General features: G+C 64.2%; 12 protein-coding genes. 2 read left to right on the top strand and 10 right to left on the bottom strand.

Annotated elements, in window-relative coordinates:
* Positions 1-88: 88 nt before the first annotated feature.
* The 6 genes from ACYVJ8_RS05515 to ACYVJ8_RS05490 are packed head-to-tail and all read right to left on the bottom strand — an operon-like array spanning position 89 to position 9,178.
* Positions 89-757, bottom strand: coding sequence for an HAD family hydrolase (locus ACYVJ8_RS05515; protein WP_460710084.1), 669 nt, complete (start codon positions 755-757; stop codon positions 89-91).
* 32 nt (positions 758-789) lie between these two features.
* Positions 790-1,371, bottom strand: a complete 582-nt coding sequence (locus ACYVJ8_RS05510) for a glycosyl-4,4'-diaponeurosporenoate acyltransferase CrtO family protein (RefSeq protein WP_460710082.1) — start codon at positions 1,369-1,371, stop codon at positions 790-792.
* 43 nt (positions 1,372-1,414) lie between these two features.
* Entirely contained in the window at positions 1,415-3,517 is a 2,103-nt protein-coding gene (locus tag ACYVJ8_RS05505; RefSeq protein ID WP_460710080.1) for a beta-galactosidase, read from the bottom strand.
* The gene (locus ACYVJ8_RS05500; RefSeq protein WP_460710078.1) at positions 3,514-5,427 is read right to left on the bottom strand and encodes a glycoside hydrolase family 97 protein; all 1,914 of its coding nucleotides are present in this window, start codon (positions 5,425-5,427) and stop codon (positions 3,514-3,516) included. Before ACYVJ8_RS05500 ends, ACYVJ8_RS05505 begins: the two co-directional genes overlap by 4 nt.
* On the bottom strand, positions 5,427-7,571 hold the full coding sequence (locus ACYVJ8_RS05495) for a glycoside hydrolase family 9 protein (protein WP_460710076.1): 2,145 nt from the start codon (positions 7,569-7,571) through the stop codon (positions 5,427-5,429). Before ACYVJ8_RS05495 ends, ACYVJ8_RS05500 begins: the two co-directional genes overlap by 1 nt.
* Before the next feature lie 29 nt (positions 7,572-7,600).
* Positions 7,601-9,178, bottom strand: a complete 1,578-nt coding sequence (locus tag ACYVJ8_RS05490) for an alpha-L-fucosidase (protein ID WP_460710075.1) — start codon at positions 9,176-9,178, stop codon at positions 7,601-7,603.
* Between the two features lie 376 nt (positions 9,179-9,554).
* Between ACYVJ8_RS05490 and ACYVJ8_RS05485 the strand changes: the two genes are divergently transcribed.
* Positions 9,555-11,957 (top strand): glycoside hydrolase family 2 protein, encoded by a 2,403-nt coding sequence (locus ACYVJ8_RS05485; protein WP_460710073.1) that lies wholly within the window; start codon positions 9,555-9,557, stop codon positions 11,955-11,957.
* A 3-nt stretch (positions 11,958-11,960) separates the two neighbouring features.
* On the opposite strand, the gene ACYVJ8_RS05480 is transcribed toward ACYVJ8_RS05485, so the two are convergent.
* Positions 11,961-13,100 carry a serine hydrolase domain-containing protein gene (locus tag ACYVJ8_RS05480; RefSeq protein WP_460710071.1) on the bottom strand — a complete coding sequence of 380 codons (1,140 nt, stop codon included), beginning with the start codon at positions 13,098-13,100 and terminating at the stop codon, positions 11,961-11,963.
* Positions 13,101-13,343: 243 nt separating this feature from the next.
* Between ACYVJ8_RS05480 and ACYVJ8_RS05475 the strand changes: the two genes are divergently transcribed.
* Positions 13,344-13,847 carry a hypothetical protein gene (locus ACYVJ8_RS05475; RefSeq protein ID WP_460710069.1) on the top strand — a complete coding sequence of 168 codons (504 nt, stop codon included), beginning with the start codon at positions 13,344-13,346 and terminating at the stop codon, positions 13,845-13,847.
* 54 nt (positions 13,848-13,901) lie between these two features.
* Here the strand turns inward: ACYVJ8_RS05475 and ACYVJ8_RS05470 are convergent, their stop codons facing one another.
* The 3 genes from ACYVJ8_RS05470 to xylA form a co-directional block, all read right to left on the bottom strand.
* Positions 13,902-15,494, bottom strand: coding sequence for a sodium/sugar symporter (locus ACYVJ8_RS05470; protein ID WP_460710067.1), 1,593 nt, complete (start codon positions 15,492-15,494; stop codon positions 13,902-13,904).
* Between the two features lie 102 nt (positions 15,495-15,596).
* Positions 15,597-17,027 (bottom strand): sugar porter family MFS transporter, encoded by a 1,431-nt coding sequence (locus tag ACYVJ8_RS05465; protein WP_460710065.1) that lies wholly within the window; start codon positions 17,025-17,027, stop codon positions 15,597-15,599.
* A gap of 55 nt (positions 17,028-17,082) precedes the next feature.
* Complete coding sequence (gene xylA, locus ACYVJ8_RS05460) at positions 17,083-18,423, bottom strand: xylose isomerase (protein WP_460710063.1); 1,341 nt, start codon at positions 18,421-18,423, stop codon at positions 17,083-17,085.
* Between the last annotated feature and the right edge of the window lie 38 nt (positions 18,424-18,461).

The following is an 18,461-nucleotide window of genomic DNA, read 5'->3' as shown; positions in this document are numbered from 1 at the left end:
CTATGCCGCGCATGCGCTTGAACGCGCGGCTAAAAGCGAACTCGGACTGGCGACCAACTGCCCCAGCCGCTGCGACTGCGACCTGCAGCTACAGCGCCGCAGCAATCAACTCGCGCGCATGCACCAGCGAATCCACGATGCGGTGCCCCAGTGCACGCGACGCAGCATCGGGCGCGACCAGGTCCGGGATCTGGATCGGGGTCATGCCCGCTGCCAGGGCGGCGCGCACGCCGGGCACGGAGTCCTCCAGCACCACGCAGTGCGCCGGCGCCACGTCCAACCGCTGCGCCGCGAGGAGATAGATGTCCGGCGCCGGCTTGGCATGCACCACATCGCTGCCGGTCACCACGGCATCGAAATGAGCCAGCAACCCGCATCGCGTGAGCTTCTGCAGCGCACGCTCGCGCCGGGTCGAGGTCACGACCGCGCGCGGAACGCGACGGCTTTCGAGGAGCGCGAGCAACTCCAGCACGCCGGCCTTGAGCGGTAATCCCGCTTCCACGTGGGCGTCGTAGCGCACCTGCAGTTCCTGCAGCAGCGCCTGCACCTGCGAATCGTCCAGGCGCTCGCGCAACAGGTCGTGGCAGACGCGATCGGACAAGCCGACGAACGACAGCCATAACGCATCATCCAACTGCCGCAACCCGAGCGTGTGCGATGCCTCCCGCCAGCATTGCAGCAATGCGCGTTCGCTTTCGATCAGCAGGCCGTCCATGTCGAACAGGACGGCGGCGGGAGTGAAATGGACGTGGGACATCGGCAACCCTGGAGTGACGCCAAGCTGGAGCACTACTTCGCGAAATGTACCCTGCCCTGCGCCCTGACGCCTCGCCTGGCACGCATTGCTGCCAGGCGCCCACGCAGCAGCCTGAGGTGCAGTATCGGGTACACGTTGAACAGCACCTGGATCAACAGAAAGAACGCGGCGACGCCTCCCCGCCCCTGTGTCCACACGAACGCGATGTAGGGCATGAACAGCAACGCGGCCCAGAAATGCGTGGCTTCCGACGACGCCGCGTGCCGGTAAAGCGAGGATAGGTCCCGCTGTCCGTTTGCCAGATGTACCGAGGCATTGAGGAAGCGGAGCGGAGGCAACCGCAGCACCCAGCCGAATCGCTCGACGCCCCACCGTCGATACACGGTCCCGGTCGCCTCCCAGGCACGAACCTCGCGGAGGAACTGCGGCATCCGCAGAACGAAGAGCGGTTCGCCCACCTTCGCCAGCCCCATGAAATAGAACATCAGCAGCAGCCCGAGCCACGGCGAATCGCCGCCAATCACGCTCCCAAGCATCAGGAAGCAGATGGCGAACACGATGGCCGTTACGCAAAAGACCACGGCGCTACGCAGGATTGGAGGGGGAGGAATCATGCGATGGCTTCATGCGATCGCCGGTTGCGCCTGGCGTTCGTATTCATTTGCTTGCCGCTACCGTGGAAGCTGCGCTAGGCACTTTCTCCAGCAGATCAACGCCGAGCGGCTCCAGGCGCAACGTGCCCGTCCAGCGCTTTCCGGAAAGCATGCCGCGCATGACGCCATCGATCGCCACGTCCCTACCCTCCTCCGCGGTGTTGACGTAAAGCACCCTGCCATCGACCTCGCGCGCGTACACGCCGGCGGGCGTCGTCGGTCCCGGCTTGATGCCCAGGCTTGCGTACAGCCGCCGATATAGCGGCCGCATGATCTGCGGCTGCGCTGGAGCGGCGACGTAGATCGCGCTCCCCTTGCCGAACCGGTTCACCGAGATCGCCGGCGGTGCGCCGTCCACGTTCGAAAAGCGCGCCATCGTTTCCGCCGTGGACGGTTCCAGTACTTCGTAGTATGCGACCTTGCTCTCTATGTCCTTCGTATCCAGCCCGGACACTATCGTGGGGGTCCGGTAGAACTCGCTGGTGCGCAGCCCGAAGACGTCGGAGAGACGCCCCGGCAACGGCGTGTCGTACCACTGGTTGTGCTCATTCACCTTGGCGGAAAATGCTGTCATGACCACCGTGCCGCCCTCGGCGACGAACTTGCGCAGCGCGTCTGCACCGCTTTCGTCCAGCAGGTAAAGCCCCGGCACGACGACAAGGCGATAGCGCGAGAGATCTTCGTGGGCGATGTTGACGACAGCGACGTCGATGTTGTCCTTGAGCAGCGGTTCGAAGGCGTTGTGCGCCTGCTCAAGAAAGGGCGTGGTGACATATAGACGCACGCCATCCCCGGGTGGATTCGATGCGATGCGGTTGTCGAAGGAGTACGCGATCGCGATCTTCGGCCGCGTCTCGCGCGGAAAGCCCAATGTCTGCAGTCGGGCGAACTCCCGACCGATGGTCGCCCACTCGGCCAGCTTCCAGGAAGGCCGGTCGTCGTGGTCGATGAGGCCGAAGAGCGTCTGCTCCTCGCCGCCGAGGTGGGTGTTGAAGGTCCACGCCAGCGCCGACTGTGCACCAAGCAGCAGTCCGAAATGCGCCCACATCCGTGACCGCCCCTTGGTCCCGTAGACGCCAGGGCTGCCAGTGGTGAATTCGTTGAACCAGATCGGCGTAGGCAGGCCGCCCTTGATCATCAGCGCGTCGAAGGCGGTGCCCACCGGCGGATCCGCGTAGTACTCCGGGTAGAAGCCCATCGCGCCGTAGCTCGCATACTCGCGCTGGGTGGCCAGGTAATCGAAGCCCTTGCGACCCGCGCCGTCGAACAGGTTCGAAATTGCCGGCTTGTCCGGAACGTTCTTCTTCCTGATCGCCTCCAGTTCCCGGAGTACGTCGATGGTCGTGTCGGACCAGTAGCGTCGCAGATCGAGATAGCGTTCGAACGGGCCGGGGCCTTCGGCATACGGCAGTTGCACTGCGTCCCAATCGTTGAGGCGCCGCGACCAGCGTTGCGTGGCCCACGCCTTGTTCAGCGCGCCGATGCTGCCGTACTTCTTCTTCAGCCATTCGACGAAGCGATCGCGGTCGGCCGGTGAGTACGAGAGATAACTGTTGCCGATCTCGTTGTTGTAGCCGATCGCGAACAGGGCCGGATGCCTTGCGTAGCGTCGGGTCAGCGTGTCGGCCATGCGCGCGAGCAGGCGCCGGTAATCTGGGTCGCCGATGTTGTCCATGTAGCGTTCCGCCGCATGCAGGCGCGCACCCTGCGGGTTCACGATGTCCACACCCGGATATCGGTGATGCAGCCAGATCGGCGCCGGCTGCCCCGGAATGTCGAGGATCACTTTGATGCCGGCGGCGTGCATCCGATCCATGATCCAGTCGAAGGTCGCGAAATCGAACCGACCCTCGGCGGGCTCGAAGTAGTCCCATGACAGGTCGCCCATGCGGACGACCTTGAAACCTGCCTGGCTCATCAACGCGATGTCGCGCTGGATCTGTTCACGGCTGCGGTCCACCGGCTGATAGCAGGTGCCAACGAACAGCTGGCCGGGGCCGGGCCAGTCGGGATGGCCCTCTGCGCTCTGTGCGAGAACCGCGCCGCTACAGAACGGCGCGAGGGCCAGCATCGCGGCGGCGATCGCCTTGCGGATCGTCGCGTTCATCGGTCCGAAGGCTCGAGGACCACGGCAGCACCGCCGGCTGGCGACAGGCGCAGCACGAGCACGTCGCGCTTGCTCACGATGCGCTCGCTGCGCCGCACGCGATCGGGTGCTTCACCGTCTTCCCAAACGGTCGCGCGGTAGCGGCCCGCAGACAGGAACTCCAGGGGCACCCGGGCGGTGCGTCCCTCGTCGGCGGTCATCGCGCCGATGTACCAGTCCGCACCGGAGCGACGCGCCAGCACGATGTCGCGCCCGGGTTCGCCGGAAAGGAAACGCGTTTCGTCCCAGGCGGTGGGCACACGGCGGATGAACTCGAGGCCATCGGCACTCCGATACGTTTCGGGGCTATCGGACACCATCTGCAAGGGACTGTCGTAGACGACGTACATCGCCAGCGCTTGGCCGCGCGTGGTCTGGGTCAGCGGCATCTCGCCGCGCACCTCGAACGCAGCCGGCGTGACGTTGCGAAAGCCGCCCGGGGTGTAGTCCATCGGTCCGGCCAGCATGCGCGTGTACGGCAGCATCAGGTTGTGCTGCGGTGTGACGCGCTTGTCCATCTTGTTCCATTCGGCGCCCAGCACGCCTTCCTGGGTGATGTAGTTGGGGTAAGTGCGCTGCAGGCCGGCGGGCACGTAGGCGCCGTGCATGTCTAGCAGAAGGTGATGGCTGGCGGTCGCGGCCGCCAGGCGCTGGTAGAACGCGACCATGTCCTGGTCGTCGCGGTTCATGAAATCGACCTTGACGCCCCTGATGCCCCACCGCGCGTAGGTGTCGAGCACCTCGTCCATGCGCGGCGCCAGATGCTCCCAATGGACCCACAACAACAGACCGACGGCCTTGTCGGCGGCGTAGCGCACCAGCGCGGGCATGTCGATGCCCTCGGCGGCGCGAGTGATGTCGGTAGTGGGCCGCGCCTCGCAACAGGGACCGGCTCCCCAGGACCAGCCGGCGTCAATCAGGTAGTAGGGAAACCCCGACTCCGCGGCGAAGTCGATGAAGCGGCGGTACGTCGCCATGTCCGGCTTCACCCCTGCCAGCGGACCGGACCACCAGTCCCACGCCGTCTTGCCCGGCACGACCCAGGCGAAGTCGCCAGCCGGTGGCGGATTGAGGTTGCCGATCAACGACGACGCGATCATGTCGCCGGGCCGGTCGCCCAGCATCACGACGCGCCATGCGGTGCGCAGGCCGCTCCCGGAAACATAGGCCGGCCCTGCCCTGCCCGGCACTGCTGACAGCTGTACCTGCAGTGCATGGCCTTCGCGCCGCAGTGATGCGCCGGCGTAGCCCTCCAGATGCGACTGTGTGATCGCGAGGGCCGCGTGGCCCGAGCGGCTCATGCAGACCAGCGGCACGTCGTAGCGCACGCCTTCGGGCAGTTCCGAGAACTTCAGGCGCTCGAACGGCATCTCGTGCGCCGGCTCGGCCTTGCTCACCAGGCACTCGGAATCACCAGGCAATACGAAGGCCGTTTTCTCACCACCCAGGCGCACCGGGGCCGCATCGTCGATGCGGTAGCGGAATGCGACGCCGTCATCGTAGGCGCGCACGTCGAGGACGAGCCTGCGCGTGCCCGTATCTGTTTCGCGGAAGGTCAATGTCGCGCCGCGATAGCGGTCGTGCGCCACCGATGCCTTGGTTGCGACCAGCGGAATGTCGCGATCCACGTCGGCATCCTCGCGGCTTTCGAGCGTCAGCGCGCCCAACGCGGGTGTGCCGTCCAATTCCAGTCCCAGCGGGGAAGCGGCGACGACGGTTTTCCCGCGCCACCGCACCGAGAACCGGCTGGCATCGTCCTCGATGCGGATCTCCGCTTGGCCGGCCGGCGACGGGATCGCCACCTCACCAGCGAAGGCCGAACCTGCCGCTACCGCCCAGGCCGCGGCGGCGATTGTCGCGAATGCTTTCATCAGCGCTCCCTCTTATGAAGGTTGGGCAGGCCGCGCGACCACAGCCGCTGCGATGCGCTGCTGGGCCCTGTCTGCACGCGCACCGTGGCGGGCTCCCGCGACATCTGCGGCGCGGTCACGTACCGCGCCAGCAGCCGGATATAAGCGGTCTGGTAGCCGTTGGAGTTCTCGGTGATCGGCCATGAATTCAGCGGCCAGCCGTCGTTGAAATCCTTGTACGCCTTCTGCCCCGGTTGGCCATACGGCGGCGAGGGTCGGGCCGCGCCGCACCTCACCGATATAGCGGGACAGCGCTCGTCCCAGTCGTATTGCGTACTGTTGGGGCCACCCACCAGGAAGCCGGGCGCGGGGCCGTACTGCGAGTCGCGCACGCTGTCCCACGGGGTGCCGTCGAAGAACCACGAGTGGAAAAATTGATCCACCGAGTTCTCGGCGCCGTAAGCCCCCATGTTCGACAGGTACGCCTTGCCCAGCGGGTTGACGCCGTGCAGGTAGTGCAAATAGGCCGCGCCGGCGTCGGCGATCTCCGCGGAGCTGTGCTGGCTCAGACCGTACAGCCCTTCGTCGGCGAACATGCCGCCCATGAGCGCCTTTATTCCGTTGCTGCCCCAATGGTAGGAGTCGATGTGGGCGCGGTAGGGATCGCGTTGATCGGCGACAGCGCCCCAGCCGGCATAGTCCGGGCGCTCCCACAGCTCCGTGTAGCGGCTGCGGATACTTTGCGCCACGCCGGCCGTCGCACTAGGTAGCGATGCGTAATACAACAGCGGACGGTTCACGCCGGCATCGTAGGGCGACAGCCACCACGACTTCATCATAGGCACTTCGGTGTAGTTGTTATCGACGTAGTTGCGGTAGGTCGTGTCGCCGGTCAATGCGTACAGATAGATCGCCGCCGCCAGACGCAAGTGGGCGCGACCCTCGTCGTTGGTTTCCTGTTGACCTGCACCCAGCCCCTGGGTGCCGCGGGAAGCATCGTTGTTGTAGAAGAGCACGTTGGGGTTGGCGATGGCCCAATCCCAGGCCCGCTTTGCGCGCTGCCCGAGATCGGCGGCGTAGGCATCGTAAGTGGGCTTGTTCAGTGATGCGTACACCTGGGCGCCATAGGCGTAGGCCATCGCGGACGCCAATGTCGCCGAGGTGCTCGCATCGCCGTACAGGCTCTGCCCAATGGCGGCAGAAGGTCGGCCGCCGCCGTCGACCGACGCGAGCCCCACGATGGATAGCACGGACCCATCGTCCTTCTGCATTCGCACCAGCCAGTCCAGGCCCCACTTCACTTCGTCCAGGATATCGGGTGTGCCGTTGCCGGATTCGGGAAGGTTGAAGTCGTCGGTCCACACCGACTTGTTCTCGGTGTAGGCATGCAGCAAGTCGACGACGTAGGCCGCCCCCCAACTGGTGTATTTGTTGAAGTCGCCGGCGTCGTACCAGCCGCCATGCAAATCGCGCTGGGTCGATGCATCGCCGGGCGCGTTGTAGCGGCGCGCCTGGGTGTCCTGCAAAGGACCCATGTGGCTCGCGTTGTCGGCCCAGTTGGTGCCTGCGTACTGCGCAAGCTTGGCGTGGCCGGCGCGCTGGTAGAAGAAAGTGCGCATCGCCTGCACCAGCACCGGCCGGTACACGTCGGCGCTGATCTTGAACCGCGCTGAGTGCACGTTGCGCACCTGGTCGACCACCTCGTAGGTGCCGGGCGTGGTGACGGCGCTGAAGTCGAAATGCCAGGCGCGGTCGCCGGACGAGGCATCGACGGCGCCGTTCTTCCAGGGCGTGGGCGAACCGCTGAACACCACGGCATTGGTCGCCGTATCGACCACCTGCAACGTCGCACCCGGCACGTACTGATCCGAGCCGTCGAAGCCGTTGGCCGGGTCGCGCAGCACCGCCACCTTCTTCAGGCCGGGCAGATAGCCGAACTGGTCGACGACGATGAACGGGCCGTTGCCGACAACGCCGGCCAGCTCCGCCGGAAGGGGGCCTCCCGTTCGAGGCTGCGTGGAGGCGGGTTCCATAGCGGGTGCGGCAACGGCCAGTGCTACGGGTACCGGTGCGGATGCGGCTGCGGTCGGTGACGAGGTTCTGCCGCCACCTCCGCAGGCCGTCAGCCCGGCCGCCATGCCGAACAGAACGGACAGGGCCACCATGCCCCGCTGTTTTCTTCCGCACTCTCTTCTCATGTCAGGCCATTGCCACGAATCTTCAGGACGATGGCGCTCGCGCCGGCGAGCCCTTCGGGCAAGCGCACTTCGAGTCCCCTGCGGCTGCGCTCGAACGGCAGACTTTCGGCCGAGCCCAGTGTCTCGATGCGGTCGATGGAGCCTGGTGCCAGCGCAGAGTCCTCGGCCAGCGTCTGGATGCGCAGCACGCCGTCCCTGGGCCAGCCAAGCGCGATGGCATAGAGGGCGCCACCTTTGGTCGTGAAGCGGATGTCCTCGGCGGTGAGAGGCTTGGACGTGCCCTCGCTGAACATGCCGGCGCCCACCCGCGTCGGCCCTTCGCCGAAAGTGCGCCATGGGCGGGTGCCATAGATGGCCTCGCCGTTGCGCGCCATCCACGCGGCGATGTCCTCCAGGATCTTGCGCTCGTCGGCGTCGATGGTGCCGTCGCCGCGCATCGGAACCGACAGCAGCAGGTTGCCGTTCTTGGAAACGATGTCGCACAAGCGATGGATCACCATGCTCGCCGGTTTGTACTGGTGGTTGTCGAAGAGGGAGCGGGCGTAGTGCCAGTCGCCCAGGCAGGTGTCGGTCTGCCAGGGCAGCGGCTCGATGCCTTCGCGGAAGCCCCGCTCCACGTCCTCGACGACGCCGGCGCGCCATTCCGTCGGCAGCACCTTGGCATTGACGACGGCCTCCAGCTTGCCGCCATTCCAGGCCATGTTGGCGTTGTAGTAGTGAGCGGTCATGTCCAGCCCGGCCTGGCCGAGCGGCAGGCCGTGGTTGTCGAAATAGACGAGGTCGGGGCGGTAGCTGTCGATCAGGTCGCGGCAGCGCAGGAACCATTGGCGCGTGAATGCAGGGTTATGCATCGGCGGCTTCTCGTCCCAGTAGTACGTGTTCTCCTCGTGCCAGGCTTCGACGGAACGGATGGTCTTGAAGCCGTCGGGCATGACGATGTTGCGGCCGGTGTAGAGCTCCTGCGGATCCAGGCCTTCCCACCACTTGCCTTTGCCGTCGGCCTTGGTCAGGCGGAAGGCGTCGTAGCGCTGGCCGGCGTAGGGGCCTTCGGGGTCGTAGCCGTAGGCAGGCTGGTACCAGTGCCAGGCGTGTGCGCCATGGTTGCTGACGCCGAAGCGCAGCCCGCGCGCGCGCGCCGCCTTGGCCCAGATGCCGATGATGTCCTTCTTGGGACCCACGCGCAGGGTGTTCCAGCCGTGGTACTTGGAGTTGAACGTGTCCTGGTTATCGTGGTGGTTGGCCAAGGCCACGAAGTACTTGGCGCCGGCCCTCACGTACAGATCCAGCAGTGCGTCGGGATCCCAATTCTCGGCCTTCCAGCGGTTCTGGATTTCCATGAACCCGACCTTGGTCGGATGGCCATAGGTCTTGACGTGGTGGTCGTACTGCCAGTTCCCCTGGATATACATGCGCCGCGCGTACCAGTCGCCCATCTCGGGCACGCATTGCGCGCTCCAGTGCGCCCAGATGCCGAACTTGGCATCGCGGAACCAGTCGGGCGTGCGGTAGCCATCCACCAGCGAATCCCAGGTCGGCGAGAAGGTGGGCGCAAGCGCCTGGGCACTTGCCCCCAACAAGGGAAGCGCGGCCGCCGCAGCCGTGGATTGGATAAATGTTCGACGAGATAGTTTCACGGGCATGCATCCGCCCCGCCGGAGGCAGCAACGCGCCTGATTCTGCGGACTGCATGCATACGCCACAAATATCTAAAACATCATCATCGATATACGAATCGATATAGAAAACACGACGACGCTCACAGCGCCGGGAGCACTAAACAGCCGCAGTCGGAGGACTCCAAGACGCTCAAAGGAATCCATATCCGAATGGATATAGGAATTAGAGATATCGCTATTTTTCGAAGCATCAAACTGCCCTGTAGCATCTCGGCGTAAAGCCATGAGAACGATTATTCCGGCCACAAAACGACGCCTCGCGGCAACACTGCTTATGGCGCTCGCCGCATCCCCTGTGTGGGCGGAAGTCCGTAGCCTGTCGCAGGAGTGGCTCTTCCACGCCGGAGCGGCCGCAGGCGCAGAGCGGACCGCGTTCGACGACCGGTCCTGGCATCGGGTGGTCGTGCCGCACGACTTCTCGATCATGGACAGACCTGATGGGAGCAGGCCCGACGGAAGCCCGCCGTTCGACCCAGCTACCGTCAGCGGCCAGGATTCGGGCTATCTGCCGGGCGGCAACGGCTGGTATCGCCGGCATCTGGTCCTCACGCCTACCGAGGCTTCCCGCATCGTCCGGCTGAACTTCGAAGCCGTGTACATGGACGCCGACATCTGGGTGAATGGCGAACACCTGAGGAAGCACCGCTACGGCTACACCGCCTTTTCCGTCGATCTGACCGGCAAGGTCCGCGCCGGCGAGAACGTCATCGCCGTGCGCATCAATCATGCCGACCCATCTTCGCGCTGGTATGCCGGCTCGGGGCTGATCAGGCCGGTCGCCCTGGAGCTGCTCGATCCGGTCCACATCGAGCCTGAGAGCGTCTTCGTCACCACGCCGGTGGCGAACGAGGAGCGAGGCGTGGTTTCGGTGAGCGCCGCCATCGTCAACCGATCAGGCAAGGCGCAGACCGCCGAGTGGGTGACCAAGGTGGTTTCGGCAAATGGCGAGACCGTTGCCAACGCGGAACAGACGCATGCGATACCCGCTGGCGCAAGCATCGAACAGTCGCAGGAACTCGCCGTGCCCAGGCCGCGCCTGTGGTCTCCGGATTCCCCAAATCTCTACACGCTGGTCCAGGAAATCCGCATCGGCGGCGCGACCGTCGACGAGAGGCGGACCCGTTTCGGCATACGCACGATTTCCCTCGATGCTACGAACGGCCTGCGCGTCAACGGCCGGCGCGTGTTACTGCGCGGCGGCAACATCCACCACGACAACTACATGCTCGGCGCCGCCGGCGCGGACGCCCGCAAGGTCGCCTTGATGAAGGCCGCCGGATACAACGCCATCCGCAACGCACACAATCCGGCCAGCCAGGCCACGCTCGACGCGGCAGACGAACTGGGCATGCTCGTCATCGACGAAGCGTTCGACAGCTGGAACAAGAGCAAGAGGCCGCAGGACTATTCGCGGTTCTTCGCCGAAGACTGGCCGCAGGACATCGACAGTCTGGTCGTCAGTGGTCGCAACCATCCCAGCGTGCTGTTCTGGAGCATCGGCAACGAGATCCCCGAAGACGGCACGCCCGAGGGCATCGAGACCGGCCGCAAGCTCGCCGAGCGCGTGCGCAAGCTCGACCCGACGCGGCCCGTCACCCAGGGCATCAACGCCGACCCACCGAAGAGCACGAACCAGGCAGCGGTACTCGACGTGGTCGGCTACAACTATCACGCCCACATCTTCGCCGAGGAGCACGAGCGGCTTCCCGGGCTGACGATGTACACCTCCGAATCCACGCCGAAGGATCTGTTTTCCTACTGGCGCGCCGTCGAAAGCATGCCGTGGGTGATCGGCGACTTCGTGTGGACCGCGATGGACTACCTGGGTGAATCCAGCATCGGCTGGATGGGATACAGCCAGGACTGGCAGAAGCTCGGCCCCTACCCTTGGCATCTGGCGTACTGCGGCGAGATCGACGCGACCGGGCGCATGCGCCCGGCGGCCTATTACCGCCAGGTCGTCTGGAAGACAGGCGCGGCGCCCATCTCCGCGTTCGTCAGGCAGCCCAAGGGCACCGAGGACCTACCCGACCGTCACCTGTACCCGATCGTGCCGCCCCACCTCGACTGGTCGCTGGACGACGTGCATCCCAGTTGGACCTGGCCGGGACAGGAAGGCCGGCGCCAGGAAGTGCTGGTCTATTCCGAATTGCCGGAAGTGGAACTGTTCCTCAACGGAAAGAGCCTCGGCCGCAGATCGGTGGGCGTGGACAGCCAATACACGGCTGTCTACCAAGTGTCCTACGCGCCGGGCCGCCTGCTCGCCGTGGGCTATCGCGATGGGCGTGAGGCCGGACGCTGGGAACTGCGCACGGCAGGCACGCCAGCCGTTGTCGGAGTGTCGGTGGACCGGCTGCAGCTCAGGGCCAATGGTGAGGACCTGGCCTATGTCGCCGTGGAACTGCACGACGCCGACGGCACCCCCGTCTATTCTCGCAACGACGACAGGCAGATACGCGTGCGCGTACGCGGCGCAGGAACCCTGGCCGGCATCGGCAACGGCAATCCAATAGACGTTTCCAGCTTCCAGTCCGGCGAACGCAAGACGTTCCACGGGAGGGTGGTCGCCATCGTTCGCGCCGGCACTCACGCCGGCCCCATCGTCGTCGATATCGATGCGGACGGTCTGCCCTCCCGCCAAGTGCAGCTGCACACGGTCGCGCCCCGGCTGCTCTGAAAGTCAGCGACTCCTGCCCTGGCGGTTCGTCTGGACAGCGCTAGGGTCGCGCGCCAACCGTTTGCCGATCTCCGCGACGAATTCATCAAGGTCGGTCGTGCCGGTGTTGGACAGGAGGATGACGGTCATGTCCTCGCCCAGGAAATGATAGAGCTGCGTTTGGGCGCCCATGATCTGGCCCGGCCGCTTCACTATCCGGTGCTTGCGACCATCGATGTTGGCGTCGTAAATCCACGCGCCGTAGCCGTAGTCGTCCAGGCCCGGTTCGAGCATGAGTGCGAGCGTTTTCTGATCTATCAGTTTCGCCCCGAACAAGGCATCGGAAAACGCCATGAGGTCCGTCACGGTCGAATACATCGCTCCGGCGGCGTACCAGTTTTCCGGATAGGCCGGCAGATCGTTCACGAGTGACTTGAGGTCGTCTCGATAGAAGTAGGTGCTCGCCAGTCCGGGAACGATATCGCTCTGTTTCAGCATGCCCGTATCGGCCATGCCCAGCGGCTTGAGGATCCTGGCCTGGAGCACCTCGTCGAACGGTTGGCCATACATGCGCTCGATGATCTTTCCAAGAATGATGTAGTCCCCGTTGTTGTAATCGAAGACCGTCCCTGGCGGGTGCTCCAGGGGCCCGCTGCAGAACCGCGCCAACAGTTGGTCCGACGTGTACGGCGACTGGTAGGTCGGAAGCCCGTTCGCCAGAGCGTCCTCCATGCTCTTGACCTGGTCGAAGTTCCTGATTCCGGAGGTGTGATTCAACAGTTGGCGGATCGAGACGCTTCTGGCGCCTTCGCCGGCATAGTTCGGCAGGTAATCCGCGATCTTCGCGTTCAAGTCGATTCTGCCCTGCTCGCGCAGCTGCAGGATCAGGACCGAAGTGAACAGCTTCGTGATCGAGGCAATGCGGTATTTCGTGCGTGAGGTGTTGGGAACACCCCACGAAACGTTCGCCAACCCGAAGCTGTGTTGATAGGCCACCTTGCCTTGCTTGCGGACCAGCACCGTGCCGTTGAAATCGTGCTGCTTCGCATAGGCCTCGATGAAGGGCCCGACTTCGGTCGACTGCGCGCGGGACTGTTGGGGCAATAGCGCAATAACCAGGGCCAAGATGACGGCCAGGCGGAATGGACTGGAACGGGTTTTCATGACGGGCTCCCGGTGCGTTTCGGGGAGTATCCAGACGGCAACGCGCCTGTGGTGCGCGATTCCGACGAAACCCGGGGAATCGGGAGCAAGCCCTAGCCAGGAGCGACGAGGCGTTCCAGGAGCGCCTCTCCCCCACCCTCCGCCCACCTATTCGGGGCACCCGGCCGGTGTCCCCTGCCTGTTGTCCGCGCCGTTTCATTCCACGAGGGAACAGCTGTTACTCAACATGATGGAGCATTTGCCATGTGGATCGGCGCAATCAAACTGACGGTAAAGACCAAGGACGCAAAGGACGCGGGAACTGACAGCCTCGTCAGGGCTGGGGTGCTCAGGGACGGCAATGAAATCGCCCGACTGAATCTCGACTATGCGGACGAGAACGATCTGGAGCGGGGCGCGCTCAGAAACTACTTCTACTCAAATCTTCCACGTAAAAACGACCACACCCCGGAGCTGCCTGATGGGATTGGCCAAATTCCGATGCCCTACCCCGACCACGGCTTCGAGTTCTCGGACGGGGTGAATGGCCACATGAAACTGCGCCTGAGAATTCACGGCGATGACATGTGGATCAAGGACAACGTTGATCTCTACGTCAAAGAAATCCGCAATGTCGCGACGAGCTTCGACACTCTGGCCTGGCAGGAAGATCCGAACTGGACCTACTTGGGAAGCTGGCCCATGGACGTGGCGATGAGCACGGATTCTGACGAAGGCAAGGCCACGTGGACGCTCAACCTGCAGTAGTAAGAAATACCTGAGGCAGATGCTCCGGCCAGCGGCCGGAGCATCACCACAAGCTCACCAAAACACGGCATAGAGCGCGACAAGAATCAGCATCACGCCAATGCTGCCCGCTCGGAAACTCATGGGTGTGTGGTAGTCCACGCCTGCGGTCGTAATCGGTTCGCTCGTCGTCTTGGCAGGCGTGATCAGGGAAACCAGCACGGCCAACGCCAGCGACATCAGGAACACCATCCCGACGCGGTCCATGAACGGCAGATCGGGCCACGTCAGCTTGAAGACGACCGACAGCAGGAAAGAGCCGACGGCGGCGACGAGCGCCCCGGCCTCGTTGGCGCGCGGCCAGAACAATCCAAGCAGGAAGATCACCACGATGCCCGGGGTGAAGAAGCCGGTGTATTCCTGGATGTACTGGAAGGCCTGGTCGAAGCTGCCCAGCAGCGGTTTTGCGGTGAGGATCGCCAGCACGATCGCCACGGCCGCGGCGATCCGCCCCACGCGCACGAGGTGCTTCTGGTGCGCATGCTCGTCGTCGCGGGAATCACGCCTGCCGTGCCGCTCCCACTTCGCATAGAAATCCATGGTGAAGATCGTGGCGACCGAATTGATCTTGGAGGCCAGCGACGCGACGATCGCCGCGACCAGCGCCGCGAACACGAGTCCCAGTATTCCGGAAGGCAACAGCCGCATCATCGCGGGATAAGCGCCGTCGGGTGTCTGCAAGCCGGGCGTGAGCATCACCGCGGCGATGCCGGGCAACACGACCACGACCGGCATCAGCAACTTGAGGAAGGCGGCGAACAGTACGCCCTTCTGCGCTTCGCCGATGTTCTTCGCCGCCAAGGCGCGCTGGATGATGTACTGGTTGAAGCCCCAGTAGCTCAGATTCATGATCCACATGCCGCCCAGCAGCACGCTCAGGCCAGGCAGGTCCTTGTAGAACGGATTGTCGGGCTGCAGGATCATCTGGAAGTGTTCCGGATGCGTTTCCCAGAGACGTTTGAAGCCGACGACTATCCCGGCGCCCTCGCCTATCTGGCCAAGCGTCAGCACCACCACCAGTAATCCGCCGAGCACCAATAGCGATACCTGGACGATGTCGGTCAGCGCGACGGCCTTCAATCCGCCGTAAAGCTGGTAGGCCAGTGCGAACATGCCGAGCAGCGACAGCGCCAGCATGCGGTCCATGCCCGTCACGCCGCTGACCGCGATGGCGCCGAGCCACAGGATCGAGGTCAGGTTCACGAACACGTACAGGCCCAGCCAGAACACCGCCATCAGCGTGCGGATGCGATGGCCGTACCGGCGTTCGAGGTACTGCGGCATCGTGTAGATGTTGTTCTTCAGGAAAATCGGCAGGAAGAACTTGCCGACGATGAGCAGTGTCAGCCCACCCATCCATTCGTACGATGCGATCGCCAGGCCGATCGCATAGCCGGAACCGGACATGCCGATGATCTGCTCGGCCGAAATGTTGGCGGCGATCAGCGATGCGCCGATCGCCCACCATGGCAGCGCCTTGCTGGCCAGGAAGTAATCGCTGGCCGATTTGCGGTGCCCGTCCTTTTCGCGGGAAACGAGTTGCGCCAGTACGAAGATGCCGACCAGGTAAGCCAGCACGATCACGATATCTAACGTCGACAAACCCACTGCGCTCTCCCCTGCCGCACTCGCTCATCATGCCGCATGCATCCGATCCGGAAATGCATGCGGCGCCACATTCTGCAGGCTTGGCCTGCCCTGCCCCTGGGTTCAGCCTTCCATCTGCTCGAGTTCCTTGCCCTTGGTTTCGTGGACGTACTTGAGCACGAAGAACACCGAGATCAGTGCGGCCACGGTGTACAGGCCATAGGCGCCCGCCAGACCGATGCTACCGAGCAGGATCGGGAAAGTAACCGTGATGCCGAAGTTGGACGTCCACTGGGCAGCGCCAGCGACGGCCAGGCCCGAGCCGCGGATCTGGTTGGGGAACATCTCGCCCAGCATCACCCACATCACCGGACCCCACGACATGTTGAAGAAGATGACGTAGACGTTGGCGGCCACCAGGGCGAGCACGCCCATCGAATCGGACAGGGCCAGCTTGCCCGCCGCATCCAGCGACGCACTGGCGAAGGCCCAGGTCACCAGCGCCAGCGATACGGCCATGCCCGCCGAGCCGATCCAAAGCAGCGGCTTGCGACCGATGCGATCGATCAGCACCACGGTCACCAGGCATGCGCCGATGCTGAGTGCACCCGACAGCACGTTGATGAGCAGCGCGTCGTTCTCGGAGAAGCCCACCGCCTGCCACAGCACCGCACCGTAGTAGAAGACGACGTTGATGCCGACGAGCTGCTGGAACGTCGCCAGGCCGATGCCCACCCAGACGATGGGACGCAGCTTGCCCGTGGTCTTGTTGATGAGGTCCGACAGGCGCGGACGATGGTGATCCTGCGACAGCGATGCATCGATCTCGCCGAGCTTCGCCTTCGCCTCGTCGGCGCCATAGAGCCGGGTCAGCACGGTCAACGCGTCGTGCTTGCGGCCCTTGACCACCAGGTAGCGCGGGCTTTCGGGAATGAACAGCAGCAGCAACAGGAATGCGGCAGATGGAATGGACATCATCCAGAACATCCAGCGCCATGCGGCGTGGCCTAGCCACAGCGTTTCGGTCGAAGCACCGGCTGCCTTGGCCAGCAGAAAGTTGCTCAGAAACGCGCAGAACAAGCCGCTGATGATCGCGATCTGCTGCACCGTTGCCAGACGTCCACGGTAACGGGCAGACGCGACTTCGGCGATGTAGGCCGGCGACATCACACTCGCCGCGCCGACCGCGAAGCCACCCAGTACGCGCGCGATGATGAAAGTCAACGACGTACCCGCCGCACCGGCGCCCAGCGCAGACAGAAGGAACAGCACTGCCGAAATGATCAGCACGGCACGGCGCCCCCAGCGATCGGCCAGGCGACCGGCGAAGAACGCACCGAAGGCGCAGCCCAGCAGCATCGAGGCGACCTCGAACCCGGTGCCCGCGGAACTGGAGTGGAACGTCTGCTTCAACCCGTCGACGGTGCCGTTGATGACACCGCTATCGAACCCGAACAGGAATCCGCCGATGGTGGCGACGCAGCTGATCAGGATGATGAGGCGGGTGTTCTCGCCCTTGGCCGCGAAGTCTTGCGGGATGGATACGGTCGTCATGGTCACACCTTGGTCATGAGAGTGGGCGGATCGAGCGCTGGGCGACCGGACCGCATTAGCGGATCAGATATTGGTTGAAGAGGTTTTCGTACATTTCCAAATGGCCGCTGATGTTCGCCGCCTCACCGGCGTTCGCAGCCAGGTCGCGTAGGCTGGACAGGCTGGCCTTGCCCAGCGCGAATTCGCGTCCGGCGCCCTCGTCGAAGCTGGCGTAACGCTCCTTGCGCAAGGCTTCGATCGGCGATTCGTGCAGCAGTGCGTGCGCCACCTCCAGCCCGCGCGCGAATGCGTCCATGCCGCCGATGTGTCCAAGGAAAAGATCGGTATGGGCGGTGGACTCGCGCCGCACCTTGGCGTCGAAGTTCAGGCCACCCGGCTGCAGGCCGCCCTGGCGCAGTACCACCAGCATCGCGCCGACGGTGTCGTACAGATCGAGCGGGAACTGGTCGGTGTCCCAGCCGTTCTGCGGATCGCCGCGGTTAGCGTCGATGCTGCCCAACAGGCCCGCGTCGGACGCCACCTGCAGGTCGTGGGCGAAGCTGTGGCCGGCGAGCGTGGCGTGGTTGGCCTCGATGTTGAGCTTGAAGTCGCCATCCAGACCGTGCTGGCGCAGGAAGCCGACCACCGTCGCCGCATCGAAGTCGTACTGATGCTTCATCGGCTCCATCGGCTTGGGTTCGATCAGGAAATTGCCTTTGAAGCCGATGCTGCGGCCGTAGTCGCGTGCCAGGGTGAGGAAACGCGCGAGATGCTCCTGCTCGCGCTTCATGTCGGTGTTGAGCAGCGAGGAATAGCCTTCGCGCCCGCCCCAGAACACGTAGTTTTCGCCGCCCAGTTCGACGGTGGCATCGAGCGCAGCCTTGACCTGCGCCGCGGCGCGCGCGACGACGGCGAAGTCCGGATTGGTCGCCGCACCGTTCATATAGCGCGGATGGCTGAAGAGATTGGCCGTGCCCCACAGCAGCTTGACGCCGGTGGCCTGTTGGCGCTCCTTGGCCAATGCCACCATGTGCTGCAGATTGCTCTCGGACTCGGCCACGTTGCTGCCTTCAGGCGCCAGGTCGAAGTCGTGGAAGCAGTAGTACGGCACGCCGAGCTTGCTGAAGAACTCGAACGAGGCATCGACGCGGGCTTCGGCTTTGGCCATGGCCGTGCCCGGCGCGTCCCAGCCGTGCACGCGCGTGCCGGGGCCGAACGGGTCGCTGCCCACGCCGCAGAAGCTGTGCCAGTAGCACACCGCGAAACGCAGGTGTTCGCGCATGGTCTTGCCGCCGATCTTGCGGTTCTCGTCGTAGACCTTGAACGCGAAGGGACTGTTCGAATCCTTGCCTTCGAAGGGAATTCGGCCGATGCCCGGGAAGTATTCCTTCGCGCCGATGAAGATCGTCTGGCTCATGTCTTTCTCTTTCGGTATGTGCTGCGAGTGAAGTGCTG

The organism is Lysobacter terrae, from assembly GCF_054782215.1.
The sequence above is the reverse complement of the archived record's forward strand: the minus strand, read 5'-3'. Positions and strand labels throughout refer to the sequence as shown.

Excerpts from the sequence above, each read along its gene's own strand:
- ACYVJ8_RS05515 (WP_460710084.1), bottom strand. The coding sequence starts at position 757 with ATGTCCCACGTCCATTTCACTCCCGCCGCCGTCCTGTTCGACATGGAC.
- ACYVJ8_RS05480 (WP_460710071.1), bottom strand. The coding sequence starts at position 13,100 with ATGAAAACCCGTTCCAGTCCATTCCGCCTGGCCGTCATCTTGGCCCTG.
- ACYVJ8_RS05485 (WP_460710073.1), top strand. The coding sequence starts at position 9,555 with ATGGCGCTCGCCGCATCCCCTGTGTGGGCGGAAGTCCGTAGCCTGTCG.
- xylA (WP_460710063.1), bottom strand. The coding sequence starts at position 18,423 with ATGAGCCAGACGATCTTCATCGGCGCGAAGGAATACTTCCCGGGCATC.
- ACYVJ8_RS05505 (WP_460710080.1), bottom strand. The coding sequence starts at position 3,517 with ATGAACGCGACGATCCGCAAGGCGATCGCCGCCGCGATGCTGGCCCTC.
- ACYVJ8_RS05510 (WP_460710082.1), bottom strand. The coding sequence starts at position 1,371 with ATGATTCCTCCCCCTCCAATCCTGCGTAGCGCCGTGGTCTTTTGCGTA.
- ACYVJ8_RS05500 (WP_460710078.1), bottom strand. The coding sequence starts at position 5,427 with ATGAAAGCATTCGCGACAATCGCCGCCGCGGCCTGGGCGGTAGCGGCA.
- ACYVJ8_RS05465 (WP_460710065.1), bottom strand. The coding sequence starts at position 17,027 with ATGACGACCGTATCCATCCCGCAAGACTTCGCGGCCAAGGGCGAGAAC.
- ACYVJ8_RS05495 (WP_460710076.1), bottom strand. The coding sequence starts at position 7,571 with ATGGTGGCCCTGTCCGTTCTGTTCGGCATGGCGGCCGGGCTGACGGCC.
- ACYVJ8_RS05475 (WP_460710069.1), top strand. The coding sequence starts at position 13,344 with ATGTGGATCGGCGCAATCAAACTGACGGTAAAGACCAAGGACGCAAAG.